This window comes from Bdellovibrio sp. SKB1291214, from assembly GCF_002209355.2.
Taxonomy (GTDB): Bacteria; Bdellovibrionota; Bdellovibrionia; order Bdellovibrionales; family Bdellovibrionaceae; genus Bdellovibrio.
Genome location: NZ_CP106855.1, coordinates 2,304,469 through 2,318,814 on the forward strand (window position 1 = coordinate 2,304,469; position 14,346 = coordinate 2,318,814).

The 14,346-nt window shown below is 46.4% G+C and carries 14 protein-coding genes; 9 read left to right on the plus strand and 5 right to left on the minus strand.

The annotated features are described in order from the left end of the window. Positions 1 to 89 precede the first annotated feature (89 nt). Positions 90 to 1,109, plus strand: a complete 1,020-nt coding sequence (locus B9G69_RS11390) for a hypothetical protein (protein ID WP_265437749.1) — start codon at positions 90 to 92, stop codon at positions 1,107 to 1,109. A gap of 94 nt (positions 1,110 to 1,203) precedes the next feature. Here B9G69_RS11390 and B9G69_RS11395 read toward each other — a convergent pair whose 3' ends face one another. Beyond that, positions 1,204 to 1,863 carry a hypothetical protein gene (locus B9G69_RS11395; RefSeq protein ID WP_088614943.1) on the minus strand — a complete coding sequence of 220 codons (660 nt, stop codon included), beginning with the start codon at positions 1,861 to 1,863 and terminating at the stop codon, positions 1,204 to 1,206. A 153-nt stretch (positions 1,864 to 2,016) separates the two neighbouring features. Here B9G69_RS11395 and B9G69_RS11400 point away from each other — a divergent pair, with 153 nt between their 5' ends. Then, positions 2,017 to 2,664 (plus strand): HD-GYP domain-containing protein, encoded by a 648-nt coding sequence (locus B9G69_RS11400; protein ID WP_088614942.1) that lies wholly within the window; start codon positions 2,017 to 2,019, stop codon positions 2,662 to 2,664. A 99-nt stretch (positions 2,665 to 2,763) separates the two neighbouring features. On the opposite strand, the gene B9G69_RS11405 is transcribed toward B9G69_RS11400, so the two are convergent. Beyond that, positions 2,764 to 3,564: a DUF1338 domain-containing protein gene (locus tag B9G69_RS11405; RefSeq protein ID WP_088614941.1), complete on the minus strand. Its 801-nt coding sequence runs from the start codon at positions 3,562 to 3,564 to the stop codon at positions 2,764 to 2,766. Between the two features lie 92 nt (positions 3,565 to 3,656). On the opposite strand from B9G69_RS11405, the gene B9G69_RS11410 reads away from it, so the two are divergent. The 4 genes from B9G69_RS11410 (at position 3,657) to B9G69_RS11425 (ending at position 10,047) form a co-directional block, all read left to right on the plus strand. Further along, the gene (locus tag B9G69_RS11410; protein ID WP_088614940.1) at positions 3,657 to 4,676 is read left to right on the plus strand and encodes a M14 family zinc carboxypeptidase; all 1,020 of its coding nucleotides are present in this window, start codon (positions 3,657 to 3,659) and stop codon (positions 4,674 to 4,676) included. Further along, entirely contained in the window at positions 4,660 to 5,397 is a 738-nt protein-coding gene (locus B9G69_RS11415; RefSeq protein ID WP_088614939.1) for an alpha/beta fold hydrolase, read from the plus strand. Before B9G69_RS11410 ends, B9G69_RS11415 begins: the two co-directional genes overlap by 17 nt. Before the next feature lie 146 nt (positions 5,398 to 5,543). Beyond that, on the plus strand, positions 5,544 to 6,983 hold the full coding sequence (locus tag B9G69_RS11420; RefSeq protein WP_176400930.1) for a transposase: 1,440 nt from the start codon (positions 5,544 to 5,546) through the stop codon (positions 6,981 to 6,983). Beyond that, on the plus strand, positions 6,973 to 10,047 hold the full coding sequence (locus B9G69_RS11425; protein ID WP_265437750.1) for a hypothetical protein: 3,075 nt from the start codon (positions 6,973 to 6,975) through the stop codon (positions 10,045 to 10,047). The genes B9G69_RS11420 and B9G69_RS11425 overlap by 11 nt, the downstream gene beginning before the upstream one ends. A gap of 527 nt (positions 10,048 to 10,574) precedes the next feature. Here the strand turns inward: B9G69_RS11425 and B9G69_RS11430 are convergent. From B9G69_RS11430 to rpmG, 3 genes are read right to left on the minus strand one after another with little or no spacing between them, the layout of a single operon-like run. Beyond that, positions 10,575 to 11,240: a hypothetical protein gene (locus B9G69_RS11430; RefSeq protein ID WP_088614936.1), complete on the minus strand. Its 666-nt coding sequence runs from the start codon at positions 11,238 to 11,240 to the stop codon at positions 10,575 to 10,577. Next, the gene (gene dcd / locus B9G69_RS11435; RefSeq protein WP_088614935.1) at positions 11,222 to 11,758 is read right to left on the minus strand and encodes a dCTP deaminase; all 537 of its coding nucleotides are present in this window, start codon (positions 11,756 to 11,758) and stop codon (positions 11,222 to 11,224) included. Before dcd ends, B9G69_RS11430 begins: the two co-directional genes overlap by 19 nt. Next, positions 11,758 to 11,937: a 50S ribosomal protein L33 gene (gene rpmG, locus B9G69_RS11440; protein ID WP_088614934.1), complete on the minus strand. Its 180-nt coding sequence runs from the start codon at positions 11,935 to 11,937 to the stop codon at positions 11,758 to 11,760. The genes dcd and rpmG overlap by 1 nt, the downstream gene beginning before the upstream one ends. 278 nt (positions 11,938 to 12,215) lie before the next feature. On the opposite strand from rpmG, the gene B9G69_RS11445 reads away from it, so the two are divergent. The 3 genes from B9G69_RS11445 to B9G69_RS11455 all read left to right on the plus strand — a co-directional run bounded on the left by B9G69_RS11445 (position 12,216) and on the right by B9G69_RS11455 (position 14,337). Then, positions 12,216 to 12,962, plus strand: coding sequence for a ChaN family lipoprotein (locus tag B9G69_RS11445; protein ID WP_254916815.1), 747 nt, complete (start codon positions 12,216 to 12,218; stop codon positions 12,960 to 12,962). 61 nt (positions 12,963 to 13,023) lie between these two features. Beyond that, positions 13,024 to 13,431, plus strand: coding sequence for a response regulator (locus tag B9G69_RS11450; protein WP_088614932.1), 408 nt, complete (start codon positions 13,024 to 13,026; stop codon positions 13,429 to 13,431). 15 nt (positions 13,432 to 13,446) lie between these two features. Continuing rightward, the gene (locus B9G69_RS11455; protein ID WP_088614931.1) at positions 13,447 to 14,337 is read left to right on the plus strand and encodes a hypothetical protein; all 891 of its coding nucleotides are present in this window, start codon (positions 13,447 to 13,449) and stop codon (positions 14,335 to 14,337) included. Positions 14,338 to 14,346: the final 9 nt, after the last annotated feature.

Genomic DNA, 14,346 nt, shown 5'->3' on the forward strand with positions numbered 1-14,346 from the left:
CTCTTAGACAGCGAAATCACCTGTATAACAATTTGTTACGGTTCTTGATGGTCTTGGAATTGCTTTAATGGGACCAGATGGAGCACCCTATGAAAAAGTGGATTCCCGTTGTCCTTTTAAGCATTTCCAGTTTTCAATCGGCTTTTGCCGCCTCAGATGCCAAAACAGTCACGGATTCCTTCGTCAAAAAGTTGTCGTGTCAGAATCTCTCCGTGGATTCGATTTATGAATCCCTTCAACCCACGGCTTATCACACGTATTATCATCTGCCGATCCAGAACTGGGGATTTAACTCTGCTGGTGCGGATTTGGGTGTTTGTTGGGGGCTTAGCAGTGCTCAACGAAGAATGTTTATGCTGGGGCGCTTCGAGGAAAAAGAAGAGCTCAGCCGCACCGAGATTCGCAATAAAACTCTCGATATTTTACGTGGTTTTGATTACTCACCTCTGCAAAGTTTTGATTACTCACCTCTGCAAACCAGTCGTGGCAGGGAAATGATGGTTGCCACTCCGATTCGTCGCTGGGACGTGGTTAAATTTTCAGACACATCGATGATAAGATCTTGGGCTCGAGAAGACATGGACCCAGAAGGAATTTATCCTTTGGTCAATCGAGGCTACGCCGAAACGGCTGCGGGCAAACCGGTATGGAAGACTTACAAGTTGGATGTCGAGCGTGGACAACAACAGCGTTTCTTTCGTGGTGGGAACCTTGCCATGGTGGTTGGTGATACCTTGGCACGTGGGACCGTTGATAATCTGGTGACGATGACGACCCTTGCTAAAAACTTAGCAGGAAAACGTCTGACGCTTTTGAATCTGCGCTGGGGCATGATGGATCAACACGTCGTTGTCGCTAAAAATATGATGGAGAACGAAAGATACTACATCATCTTCGTTTATGATTCGAATCGACCGTTAGCAGATGGGATGATTTATTTTGATAAAAAGCAAAAAACATTTCATGCGCCTGGAATTCGTGCGCTTCTTCCTAAGCATGTGGCAGGGGATGAGAAAAAAGAAGCCGGTGTGTTCTTAGTTGACGAAGACGATCGTGCCCCATTAGAAGAAGCCATGCTTCGTCATTATCGCGCTGAATGTAATAAGTAATTTTCGAAGAAGAAAGAAAGGAGAGAGCATGTCGCTAAAAATAGTTTTTGCTTGTGCTCTCTTGCTGGTGGTGCTGGCTGTTGTCACTTCGTAATTAGAAGTAGGCGAAAATCCCTGCAGAACCTGTGATACCTGTATCCGTGTAATAGCCGCCGCTGACAGTTTGACGCTCGTACTGATAGCCAAAATCGATACGGAAACATGCGGAACTTGACGTGGGAAACCACTTAATAAAAAGACCACCGAACATATCCACTAAGTCCATTTTAGTCCCGTTCCCGCGATCTTCGTTTCCGAATGCCCCCCAGGCGGTAAGGCCATAGACGAATGCTTCCCCCGTGATATTCGGTGACAGATTGTAATCACCAAATCCCCCAGCCTTCCACGTTGTGGCGGTGACATCATTGGCATGAGTCATCACCATTTGTACCAAAGGTCCGAATTCAAACGTAGCCAAATTCCAACCGAAGCGCGCCATCAAGTTCATTGTGGTTTCATTGGTTGAGTTGGCAGCATCTGATTTAGTATTTCCAAAAACCAAATTCAAACCGACAAAGTGGTCGCGAGTTGCAGGGCCTGAGTCATCACCAAATTGATCTTGAGAAATCAGATCATAGACAGCGCCCGGTGCAAGGGGAGAGGTGCTTTCCACGATAGCTGTATTTCCCTTCACTTTGCGCACTTTGATCTTTTGTGCGAAGGCAGAGGAAGAACCCAGAATAATCATTGTTAAGATTAGAACAAGTTGTCTCATGTTGGTCCTTTGTTTTTTCGCTCGATTTATTTTCGAAGTGATCACAAATCCTGTCAATGGGAACTTGTCTCAGTCTGAGAATGTCCCTTTATGTTGAGTAAAGTTTGTCCAGGCCTAGACCGAAAAGTTTTAAGGGGAATGAAGGGAGCATGCATGTCTTCTAAATGGGGAAATATACCGTCGTGGGCTTACGACTCGGCCAAGGCACTCATGCAAACCTTAAAAGTTGTTGATCCCGAAACCTATGCACACTGCTGCCGCGTCGGCGAGATGTCGCGAAAGCTCGCACGCGATGCGGGACTCAATGAATACGAACAAAAACTAGCTGAGTTCGCGGGACTTTTCCATGACATTGGTAAAATGGGAGTCTCGCAGAGTATTATCGCAAAGCCCGGTAAGCTGGATGCGCAGGAACAAGCTATTATGCGCTCCCATCCTGTGATGAGTGAAGATATCGTTCAGCCTTTAGCAACTCACAAATTTTTTGACTCTATACTGCCAGCGATTCGTGGACACCATGAACGCGTGGACGGGACGGGGTACCCTGATAAAATTGCCGGAGACAAAATCGATATTTTAGCTCGTGTGATTTTAGTGGTCGATACTTACGATGCGATGTCGCAGACTCGCGCTTACCGCAAGGGCCTTCCGGACGAAGTCGTTTACGAAGAGTTGGTCCGTTGCTCCGGAACTCAATTTGACTCTCAGCTGGTTAAAATCTTCTTGCAAGCTCATCCCCATTGGAACGGCCAAGAAAAAGACCAAGATACAGAACATCTGATCATCAAAAAAATCGCCTAAAAGTAAGCCCTTACCTTCAAAAGGTGCGTCCTTACCTGTGGAAATAAAAAAAACCTCCGCATTTCTGCCGGAGGTTTTTTATTTTCAGCTATGATCAGCTTACTTTTGCTTATTCGTACTTTCAAAGATCTTATCAGCGGATTTCGCGACAAAACCTTGATAGAACTTGCCGTTGTCCATTTTATAACGTTTTGCAAATTCATAATAGCAACCTGGAAGGTTGTGGGTGCCGTCTGTGAATTTCACCGGGATCTCTGAAGCCATCGTGGAAGATTGTTCCAAGTAATCCGCAGGAGTCCCCTTTACCAAGCCACCAGATTTGTTCAATACGATGCCTTTGCTTTGCAAGAAGTCGTTTAGATGATTGATGTCTTGGAATTTTTTAAGATTGTTGATGTTCACTGTGAAGTGATTTGGACGGAAGCCATAAGCCGCTACCCATGATGCGTATTCAGATTCTTTAGCAAGCTCAGAATACAAAGCATAAGACATATCCCAAGGACGACCGCACATAGAGAAGTCTTCGCTGTCGATCACACTTTGTGGAATGGAATCAGCAAGCTTCGTCAAAGTTTCGCGGATGAATGGGGAAACTTTCTCAAGCTCCAGTTCAGAAATAAAGATCTTAGGCATTTTTTCGTCAGGGTGTTCGTAGTGACGAGCGAACAATTTCTTTTCAGTAAAGATATACGGTTCGCCTTTTTGCTCGTAACCGAATTTTTTTAATTGTTTTGCCAATGACTCGATTCCAAGACGTGGATGATTAAAGGTGCGAAGGGCAATGTGGTCATTCAGAACTGTTTCGCCTTCAGCAACGAACATGTCATGAATTTGTTTGGCTGCTGGATTCAGCTTGCAATAGTCTACCCACATTTTATCTAATAAAGTTTCAAGGGTCATGTTGTCTCCCATTTAGAAACCAAGGATACTTCAGATGGTACAACGGAGCAATGTTGGCGGTTAGCTTTAAGCGTTAATGGCGGAGCATGATAATGAACACAATCCCTGAGATCCAACAGATTGAATCACGCATCGAAATAATGGGAAGCGCCATGCGTTCTGAAGTTCTGGATTACAGCCGGGATGGAGATTTGCAACTGCCGATTTATAAACTTTCCTTCGGCACAACCGCCCCTGAAGCTCCGGTTTTAGGCCTTATCGGCGGAGTGCATGGTCTTGAGCGCATTGGAGCGCAGGTCACTATCGCTTTGTTGAATTCATTTTCAGAACTGGTTCGTTGGGACCGCCAAACCCAAAGAACTCTGCAAGAGGTTCGTGTCTTTTTCATTCCTACGGTGAACCCCATCGGTATTCTTAAAAAAACTCGCAGCAATCCCCGTGGTGTGGATCTGATGAGAAACGCACCCGTCGAAGCGGATCGTCCCGCGCGTTGGTTGGGCGGACATCGTTACTCTGCGAAATTTCCCTGGTATCGTGGTAAAGAAAACGAACCCATGGAAATTGAATCCCAAGCGATGATCCGGGGTGTTCAGCAAGAAATCGCGAACAGTAAATTGGCTATCACCTTGGATTGTCATTCAGGCTTTGGATTGCAAGATCGACTGTGGTTTCCGTGGGCAAAAACGCAAAAGCCATTTCCAGAATTGGCGCTGGCCCATTCCTTTAAAACTCTTTTAGATGAAACCTATCCCCATCACTTTTATAAGGTGGAACCTCAAGCCGGAACTTACACGACACACGGGGACTTGTGGGATTATCTGTACATGAACCATCAAGGAGAGGCGCAAGGCAAACAGTACTTACCACTCTGCTTAGAGATGGGTTCATGGATGTGGGTCAAAAAGCATCCCTCTCAACTTTTCCGATCGGATGGTGCCTTCAATCCATTGATAGGCCATCGCCATCAGCGGACGCTACGCCGTCACAATACTTTGATGGAGCTGATGATTCGCGCGATTGCAAATCCTCAGGCGTGGGCTTGTGTTTCTAAACAACAGTTGGAAGAACATCGCATGAAAGCACAGGAACTTTGGTATGCAGAAAACAAATAAATGGATTTTATTGCGAGGCCTTGCTCGGGGAAAAGGTCACTGGGGATCGTTTCCCGAAGAGATGCAAAAGTTTTTTCCGGATGCGCAAATCGAAATGATTGATTTGCCAGGAAACGGAGAACGCAATTCTGAACAAAGTCCTTTGTCGGTACCCGAGTATGTTAAAGACATGCGCGCTCAATCGCAGTTCGTCAAAGAGGGGGAGCCTTATCAAATCCTGGCGGTTTCACTCGGAGCGATGATCGCTGTGCAGTGGATGAAAGAACATCCTGCGGAAGTGATAAAGGCCCATTTGATTTGCACAAGCTCTGCCAGCACGTCGCCATTTTATCATCGTTATCAGTTGCCAAATTATCTGCCAACTCTGCGCATGTTTGCGCAACCCAACCCCGAAATTTATGAGCAAACGATTTTAAAAATGACCACGAATGATCTGAACCGTCGTGCGCTGGAGTATCCTCGTTTGCTGAATTACTCAAAACGCTTTCCAGAAAAACGTGGCAACGTCTTGCGCCAGTTGATCGCGGCCTCGCGCTTTCAAATTCCCGAAAAGGCTCCTGGCGTGATAAATCTGATGGGCAGTTTTGGAGATCGGCTTGTTTCTCCGAGATGCACTTTGAGTCTGGGGAAGCGGTGGGGAATCGAGCCTCATATGCATAACGCTGCGGGTCATGATGTGCCCATTGATGACCCCCGGTGGGTGCTGGAGCACTTACTCTAATTAAGGTTCCTAACTTCGCAGAAAGATTTTCAGCGGCTTCCTCAGATCCCGTATATTTGACTTGAAACATACGGGAAACACGGTGTCGTTGACTCCCTTACACGAATATTATCTTCTGTTGGCTGGACTTTGATCCAGAGGAGAACGTGAGGGGAAAAACCTATTGGCTGGCGCTGGTTTTCAGTGTTCTAGCGACTCACACATCACATGCTGCTGACTCGAGCTTAAGACTACCCAAAGCTCAAGGGACAAGTACTATCAAGAATCTTGAGAAATCAGAGGATTCGGAGCCAGCACACGTCTACGGTCAGATCCGTTTGGAGGGAATGCAATATCTCACTCCAGTTCCAGATGCTCCCAGACTCACTTACAGCCAGCTTCTGTCAGCACGTCTTTCGGTTTTAAAAGAGACCCGTTGGATTGATGCTGCGACCGATGTGTCGGGTGGTACATTTTTCTCCCGTGGTCAGACGCATTTGATCGTTCATGAAACTTATCTAGCCTCCAAGGGGGAGAACTTTAAAGTTTTCGCCGGTCGCAAAAAGAAAGACTGGAGTGATATCGATCACCGCTGGAATCTTGGCTTGTGGCAACCCTTCTTAACAATCGATGCTCTTCGTCCCGAGGAAGAGGGTCTGACGGGGTTCTTCTTTGATTATAACAAGAAGGATTGGGAAGTTCTGTTTATGGCGACGCCGATGTTTATTCCCAGTATGGGCCCCGATGTTCGAGAAGAGGGTGGCGGCCTGGTCGCGGACAGTCGTTGGTACCGCGCTCCTTCGCGCAACTATGATTTCAACTCTCGTATCAATACTATTTCGTATAAGCTCGACATCCCTGAGCAAGCTAAGCTTGTAAATAATGGGGGAGCATCCCTGATGACTCGACTGGGAGACAAATCCAAAGGGACTTGGGTCGTCGCCAGCGCAGGTTATTTGCCGGTGAACGATTTAGTTTTAAAGCGCCAAGCTTTCAAACAAACTTCCGAAGACAAAGTGGACGTCACGGTTCAACCAGCAGTCACTTATCATCAAATTCAATCCGTGGATGTGGGTTACACGTATAAGGCTGTAAAAACCACGATCTCCTATCTGCAGGATTCACCCGAGGCGCATCTGCCTGAAGAAGAGTGGGTTATCCAAAACTTAAAACCACTTCAGGCGTACTCTGCGGCTGTGGATTTCTCTCTAGCGGATGTTTTGACGAAGACGATTGCGGTTCAGATTGCCTATTTAAAAGTTGTCGGTGGAGGTATCGTTGACGTCACGTCAAATGGCACCCCGGATGATTTTACTCTTTATGATTCCAGATTAAAGTTCACCAACAGCTTGATGCTTCGCTTAGAAGGTCAACTTGCGACGTGGTTTAAGCGTCCGTTGGTGACACGTATTAAGTATCTTTACGATTACGACCAACGTGGCTCGTTACTGAATACGGAATTCCAATATTATCCAACACAGAAATGGGCCGTGGTGATGGGTGGCGACGTTCTGGGGGTTCAGGATGAAAGCTATAAACCTTCAAGCTTCCTGAATCAATTCCGCGCCAACGACCGTTTCTATGGAGGCATGACTTATGTTTTCTAAAAACTCTGTTGTAGCTACTCTTATGGCAGCAGTAATGACATTTATTGCGGGCTGTGACTCTAAGATCGGGGAAGCCCCGCCGGAAGCTCAAGCCCACGAATACGCTGGAGCCTCTTGCCTATCGAACACGAGTTCCGTGATGCGTGAATTTGTCGAGGGTCGCGCTAAAGAAGCCGACATTAATGCTCTGTGGGGCTGCTTAGGAGGTGCTGTTCAAAGCTTCCAACGTTATGTGCGGGGAAGTGATAAATCTCGTTACACGTCTCAGGAGCTTGCAACTTTCATTGAAAAAAACTTTTTGGATCAAACCAAGGGAGCAAAAATCAGCCCTGAACTTCAGTTGGAGTTCATGAAGCTAAAGCAGCTGTTCCTAGGTGGTAACGTTAACTACATCACCCAAAAAGAACTGACTGGTTTGCAAGACGTGTTTGCTTTACTTAAAGGAATCACGGTTCGTCTAAATCCCTATATGAAGATCGTCGTTTTGAAGTGGTCCGTTTCTGATACGAACCAAGTTCAAAAAGACATGCAGTTCTTCGAAGACGCGAATAAAGAACTGCAAAACTCTGCCAAACTTTTGGCAACCCATATCGAAAAAAATGGTCAGGCTTATAACCTGTCGGACGTCGTCACGTTCCTGCAAGAGCTTTCAAAGACCCTTGATGATAACTGGTCGGGTGTGGAATTGGTCCGCACATATATGCCCGTTGTGAAAAAAACCAAGAAAGCATTGGCAGGTGGAAATGAAAACTCCATCGCTCCGAATGAATGGCGTCGTTTTAGTTTATTGGGTGCTCGCGGTTACGTGCAGTATCTGCGCTATTACTATTTCATTGAACAAGTCCCTGAAACCGATACAGGTTACCGTTTGACATACTTGGCGCGCACGATCGAAGACGTTTTATCAGTCTTTCAAGATCTCGTGGCTGAAAAACCCGAGGGCGTTGTATCACGGGATGAGGTCAACGATCTTTTACTGACCTTCTCAAAGGTGTGGCCTGACTTTAAAATTTCTCCGAAAATGATTTTGGAAACGATGAAGGTTAAGCAACTGATCTTTGGCGGCAGTGTTGATTCCTTCACGACGAATGACTTTAAAACGGCTCGTATGAAGGTAAATCGCTTAAAAGCGATCGTTGAGCGTTTCTTGCCCTATTATCCCATTTACAGTCGTGATTGGGATCCGCAGATGTACTCTTACCAAGAATCGCAAAGACTTTTCCAAGATGCTCAAGCAGTTCTTGAACAGTCAGGTACAGAGCTGGGTGCCCTGGTCGAAGGCCCTTACGATCTCAAAGACGTCGTCGTCATTTTGCGCGAATACGAAAAGCTGTATCCTCGTAAAGATAAAGAGCGCAGTCAGTCTAAAGACGACAAGTACGTTCCAATCAGTGAGCAAATTGAAAAATTAATGCCGTTGATCGTGGATGCAAAAAACATGGTTTTTGGAGGCAACGATTCAACGTTGTCTAAAAAAATCTGGAGTCCATTATTAAGCCTGGGTTCTCGTGTCTATATGGGCGCTTTGTATCACCACTATTTCGTGGCGGATAAAGACAGGGAAAAGGCCGAGACGTTGTGGTCTTTGTCGACGTTCTCCAACCAAAGTTTAAATGTTCTTCGCGATATTTTGGTTAAAAAACCAGTTCATCAAGTCAGTATGTCTGAGATCATGTTGATCATAAACCGTTTGAAAGAAGCGGATTATGTCGACGAGAAGGTGAATCTGGGATCGCTGAAAACCGTTTTGGGCCTTGTTGTGAACAATGTTTTGGTTGATCCGGAAGATCGCTTAGGCGGTTACGTCCCAAATGCCATCACCATGCACTCGGTGGAATTGTTGCGAGAAGAATTGCAAATCTGGCTTGATACGGAAATTTTCTTTTCTGGCCTGACTCGCAACTTTAATAAAAACCAAGGTCTGCGTCCTCGCGATTTTGCCGATGCTATAGAAAAAGCCCGTACGAACGTGAATAGCTCAGCAGCTTTGCGCACGGGTCTGAAAGAGTTGGGGATGTCTGTGGCGACACCTGCTCCTTTGACCATCGATCAGCAGGGGCGCTTGTTTATTTCTCGTGAGTTGCCACAAGTTTATGATCAAAGCTCAATGAGTCAGCTCAATTTGAACCGCATGGTGGCCCGTATCCTGATGCGCTCTTTTGCTGGCAATTTAAGTCGTATCAAAGCCTATGCGGGAGTCACCGTCGAAGAGGTCAACAAGGTTTTCAATACAGTGAAGCCCTTCTTCGTGGATTTGCAAATGCTTGAGCCAGAAAACGAGACATTTGGTGATGCTCGTTTCCGTGATGCCAATATCTTTATGCCTCATTCTGACGGGAACAAGACCGCTTCATTCATTGAGCTGACGGACCTTGTGGGTATGCTGTGGTCCGGGGTGACGATCAATACGATGTTGACTGAATCCATGCCTAAGGATTGCCTGTTTGAGCAAGTGCTCAGAAATCCTAAAACGGGTGTTTCAAAACTTGAAAAAATGGTGAAAGTTGATTGTGCCGCCAACGCGTATCGTTCATTGCTGGAAGAAAAAATGACGGCAACACCGGTCTTCCGCAGATACCTGCGCAGTATTGATCGCGATGAGACGTTGGAGTTTATTAACAACATCTTTAAGTCGTCTGGCTATGTTCCTAATAAATCTCGCACAACGAAATTGGCGGATTTAGGGCAAGTGCCCCATGCGATTCAGTATATTGAAATGATCTTCACTCGTTTTGATGAAAACAGTGACGGGGTTTTGACCAAATACGAAGCCCTTAAAGCTTATGACTTGTTCGCAGGTTTGTTGGGTCAATATGCCGGGGACCAAGTGGCACCGAAAGATTTAGATTCTGTGTTTATGTTCCTGCTTCGTTACGGCAAAGCTCCAACGACGTTGAAAGAAAAAGCGACGTGGTTCCTGCGTTGGAAGGGCAAACCTGATAACTGGAACGTGGCTGCGGATCGAAGCCAGTTGGCTCGGATTTTAGGATACATCGCGGATATGAGCAATCAAGCGACCGCTCAGCTTGTTCCTGAAATTCCTGAATCTGTTTTGAATCAATAGAATTGTTAGTATGTTATTCCGTCAGTCAGCGCGACTGGCTTGAAGCAGTCCGCTGGCTTTTGCCAATTCGTCGAGAAGCGGTCCTTCGCTTGTCGTCGCTGGCTTTTGCGCGGTTCGCGCATTCTCTCTCCGAATCTGACGCACTCAGTAACCGCTCCGGTGGTGACGTATAAGTGGACGCATTCTGGAAGCTGTCGCTGGTTTTCAGCTGCTTCACTCTGCTCAATACAGTCACCGATGCGGAATTGAATTTTTGCTGCTTCCGCAGCGTTCAAAGTCCCACCTAAAAGTCCCACCAAATAAGCCTCCCGAGGGCTTGCGCGCGTACGCACCATACCTGTGGTCAATGATGTATCAGCCGTCTTCTTTTTCTATTTACGTTGAATCGCATGCGATATTCGCTGCTCGTGCTCGTGCTCGTGCTCGTGCTCGTGCTCGTGCTCGTGCTCGTGCTCGTGCTTACGGTGACGCACTCAGTAACCGCTCCGGTGGTGACAGTTGGATGGACGCATTCCTGAAGCTGGATCCTAATTTAGGATTTTTGGAGTGCCGACGGCGGCCCCGGTGACAGTGGCTTGATTCACGATCACCCCTGTATAGACGCCCGCCGCTTGCTGGGTGCTTGGGTAGGAACCTGTTAAATCAGAGCTGCTGTTGGTGTCGATGTCAGCCGTCGTCGCTGAATACGGAGTGTATCTCCAGATCACGACACGGGTTTTATTGCTATTACCGGTGTTGTTATGAATATCGATGACAAAGTCTAACGCCAGCGGAGCATACATGTTTGTGATGGAACTGGCGACGGTGACCCAGTTTCCATTGACGCCAATCTGACAAGAAACGTTGATTCCACTTCGGATAAATTTAATTGCGATTCCTGAAGACTCAGAAACGTTCAGATCGTTCGAGTTAAAAACGATCGTCGTTGTGGCGTTGATGCTGCCATCAAGGGCGGCTTTAAATACGAAAGAGTTGTTCGTCAGAATCCCGGAAAGGGGAGTGACGAATCGAACTTTGCCGATCCCTGAGATCTCATCAGAATTAGCTGTTGTTAATGTGCCACCGATTTGAGTGTAGGCGTCGATGCCAGTGGCATTGGTTGAAGAACCACCACAGGCATTCAGAGCGAAGAGGGCTCCGCTCAATAAAAGAAAAGTAATTTGACGAGGGAATCTTAGAAAGAATTTTTCCACATCATTGATTCCACTGGTAATGGAAGTTTGTCGTTGTACTTAGCAGAAGGCTTCACGTTGTAAGGCGTGATAATTTCACCTTTCACTTCAAAGTAAATCAACTGCCCAACGGGCATTCCAGTGTAAACTCTGACGGGTTGTTTTACGGAGATTTCCAGAGTCCAGAAGTTACAGAAACCCACGTCGCCTTTTCCGGCAGTTGCGTGGATGTCGATACCAAGACGACCAACACTGGATTTACCCTCGAGGAATGGAACGTGTTGAAGAGTCTCAGTGTATTCCTGAGTCACGCCCAAATACAAAGTGTCCGGCATGAGAACAAAGCCCTCATCCGGAATCTCGAAGGTACGAATCTTGTTATGCTTCTTAGCGTCCAGCACTTTATCTTCGTACACTGCAAGAGTTTTACCCAAGTGAACATCGTATGAGTTCGTGCCTAGGCATTCTCTGCGGAAGGGCTCAACTTTAATTGTGCCAGCTTCCATGTGTTCGAGAATCTGCTGATCCGTAAGAATCATTACTTAGTTTCTCTGTGAACCGTGTGTTTTTTCAAGTTTGGATTGTATTTCTTCTTTTCCAAACGACCTGGAGTCTTAGTTTTGTTCTTAGTCGTAGTGTAGCGAGAAACTGGTTTGCCTTCAGCGCGAGCTTCAGTGCACTCAAGAGTGATGATGATTCTTCCAGATTTTTTAGCCATTTTAGTACCTCTTAAACTTATATGTATTGCCTCGCGTGTTATGCGAAAAATGACAATACCTTTTCGAAGGGGCTCAAGGTATCAAAGGAAAATGGAAACTTCAACAGACAATTTCACGTCTTACGAGGGAAATCATGAAGTCCTTAAACCTTTTTTTGGTGGCGGTTCTCGTTTCAGCCTGCGCTCACGCCCAATCTAGTGGCATTTACAGAGGGAAAGACCTCCAGCCCCAGTCATTATCCGAGTCCCTTTCCAAAGTCACTCCAGGGTCGATTGTAGTGGTCGGAGAGAACCATGGACTGTCAGAGCACCAGCGTCAACAAGTCGAAATCATGACCCAGCTGAGGTCCCAAGGGCACCGGGTTGCCGTTGGAATGGAATTTTTTACATATACTGATCAGGCTCATGTGGATGCCTATCGTTCCGGGGGCTTGCCAGAGGTCGACTTCCTGAAAACGATTGGTTGGAGCCAGCCCTCCTATGATTTCTATCGTGAGCAGGCGATTTTTCCGAATCTTTCGGAAGGTGCTAAGACAGTGGCTTTGAATGCTCCACGTACTTTAACTGGCAAAGTCGCAAAGCAAGGTCTTGGCGCTTTGACAGAGCAGGAAAAAGCATTGTTGCCGCCACAGTTTTCTTTGGGACGTGACTCTTATAAGAAGCGATTTCTGGAGATGATGCCTCATCTGCCAAATCCAGCTGCGGGCGAGCGCTACTTTGCAGCGCAGTCTATTTGGGATGACACGATGGCCTGGCGAGCGACGGATTATATTCAGGCGCACCCGGATCAAGTCTTGGTGATTGTCGTGGGGGAGTTTCATGTTCGTTATGGTGGTGGACTTCCTGATCGCATTCATGTGCGTTCCCCGAACACTCCGGTTGTGACATTTGCGCAGGTGAACACGGCGGATCTAAGCGAGTCGGAAATCCAGGATGAGGTGAATCCTCATACAGAATATGGAGTCCGCGCCGATTATATATGGTTGGCACCCGCACAAAGTCCAGGGGCCGCTCTTGTAAAATGAAATCCGTTGTTAATTCCGTGAGGAGTTTTCTAAAATAAAGGGAACTGGTTTAAGGAGTCCTATGTTCCCCCTCGAAACACGCATCCTTGTTATTGATGACATGCCCAGCATTAGAGACTTGGTGAAAAACACGCTGAAAGCGATGGGTTTCAAAAACATTCAAGAAGCGGGAGATGGAGAGGAAGGACTTAAAGTTCTGATGCAGGCAAATAATCCTGGCTCCAGTATTCAATTAGTCATTTCAGATTGGAACATGCCAAAAATGAAGGGTCTTGATTTGCTAAAGCACGTTCGTGCGACGGCAGAGTGGCAAAACCTTCCTTTTGTACTATTGACGTCAGAGTCAGAACGCGATCAGGTGACTGAAGCAGTTTTGGCTGGCGTATCTCAGTATATTGTGAAGCCTTTTTCTGCGAAAATTTTCGAAGACAAATTGAAAGCAGCTTGGACTAAACACAACCAAAAATAAAGTTAGGCGAGGGGAATGGAACAAACCCAAACGTTTTCACCAAGAGTTGGCCTTAAAAGAACTCTTTCAGATCGCACGCTTTTAAAAGTTATTTATTACCTTCTTTTTCCTCTGTCGTTGGCGTTTTTGTTGCCGTTTGTGCCAATGATTATCATATCATTTGAAGAGGGCGCCCCCCTGTCGGCCTTAAGTTTCATCGCGTTGGCTTTACCGATGCCGGCGATCTTGATGTTTCAAGCGTTCTCTTTCTTTAAGCCGCTTTCTTTTACCCAAGTATCGATCTTTCCGGATCGCTTACAGATGGTGGGGAAGGATAAAAAGCTTATCGAAGTTCCTTTTTCAGATATCAAGGAAGTAAAGCTTTCGCATTTACCTTATCAAGGTGGTTCTTTCACTTTGGTGATGAAAGACGGTCAAAGCTATAAGTTCACGGTGATTCTTGAACGTAGTGAATACGTATTGGAAGCAATATCTTCTTTCAATCCGGAATTGTTGCCTCCGCAATCTTTTGAATTGTATCGTCGTACGGCCATTTGCGCAGACCATAATTATACGCGCATCAATGACGCTCTTAAAAACTGGCGCATTTTGGTGGTGAAATATCTCTTGCTGCCTGTGATCGTTTCTGTGGCTGTGTTATTTCTGGCACCTTACGTGGGGCGACTGTCGGCAGCAGAGGATTGGGATAATGTTTTTCGTGCCATCACCATCGTGAATTTGGTTCTGGGAGTCGCTTGTTTCTTGATCGCGGCACTTTATATCACGGGCGTGACGAACAAAGCCCTTGTTGCGGAGCCAAATAATGCCCGCCGTAATATGGTCATGGAAGGCAAAGTCTATCTGATTGCGAATCTCGTTCACTGGGTCGCGTTCGCAGCCTATGTCGTTTATTTTTTAATGAGTTAAATATTTTTG

Coding starts and splice junctions, on each gene's coding strand:
- B9G69_RS11390 (WP_265437749.1), top strand. CDS start 90: ATGAAAAAGTGGATTCCCGTTGTCCTTTTAAGCATTTCCAGTTTTCAA.
- B9G69_RS11395 (WP_088614943.1), bottom strand. CDS start 1,863: ATGAGACAACTTGTTCTAATCTTAACAATGATTATTCTGGGTTCTTCC.
- B9G69_RS11400 (WP_088614942.1), top strand. CDS start 2,017: ATGTCTTCTAAATGGGGAAATATACCGTCGTGGGCTTACGACTCGGCC.
- B9G69_RS11405 (WP_088614941.1), bottom strand. CDS start 3,564: ATGACCCTTGAAACTTTATTAGATAAAATGTGGGTAGACTATTGCAAG.
- B9G69_RS11410 (WP_088614940.1), top strand. CDS start 3,657: ATGAACACAATCCCTGAGATCCAACAGATTGAATCACGCATCGAAATA.
- B9G69_RS11415 (WP_088614939.1), top strand. CDS start 4,660: ATGCAGAAAACAAATAAATGGATTTTATTGCGAGGCCTTGCTCGGGGA.
- B9G69_RS11425 (WP_265437750.1), top strand. CDS start 6,973: ATGTTTTCTAAAAACTCTGTTGTAGCTACTCTTATGGCAGCAGTAATG.
- dcd (WP_088614935.1), bottom strand. CDS start 11,758: ATGATTCTTACGGATCAGCAGATTCTCGAACACATGGAAGCTGGCACA.
- rpmG (WP_088614934.1), bottom strand. CDS start 11,937: ATGGCTAAAAAATCTGGAAGAATCATCATCACTCTTGAGTGCACTGAA.
- B9G69_RS11450 (WP_088614932.1), top strand. CDS start 13,024: ATGTTCCCCCTCGAAACACGCATCCTTGTTATTGATGACATGCCCAGC.
- B9G69_RS11455 (WP_088614931.1), top strand. CDS start 13,447: ATGGAACAAACCCAAACGTTTTCACCAAGAGTTGGCCTTAAAAGAACT.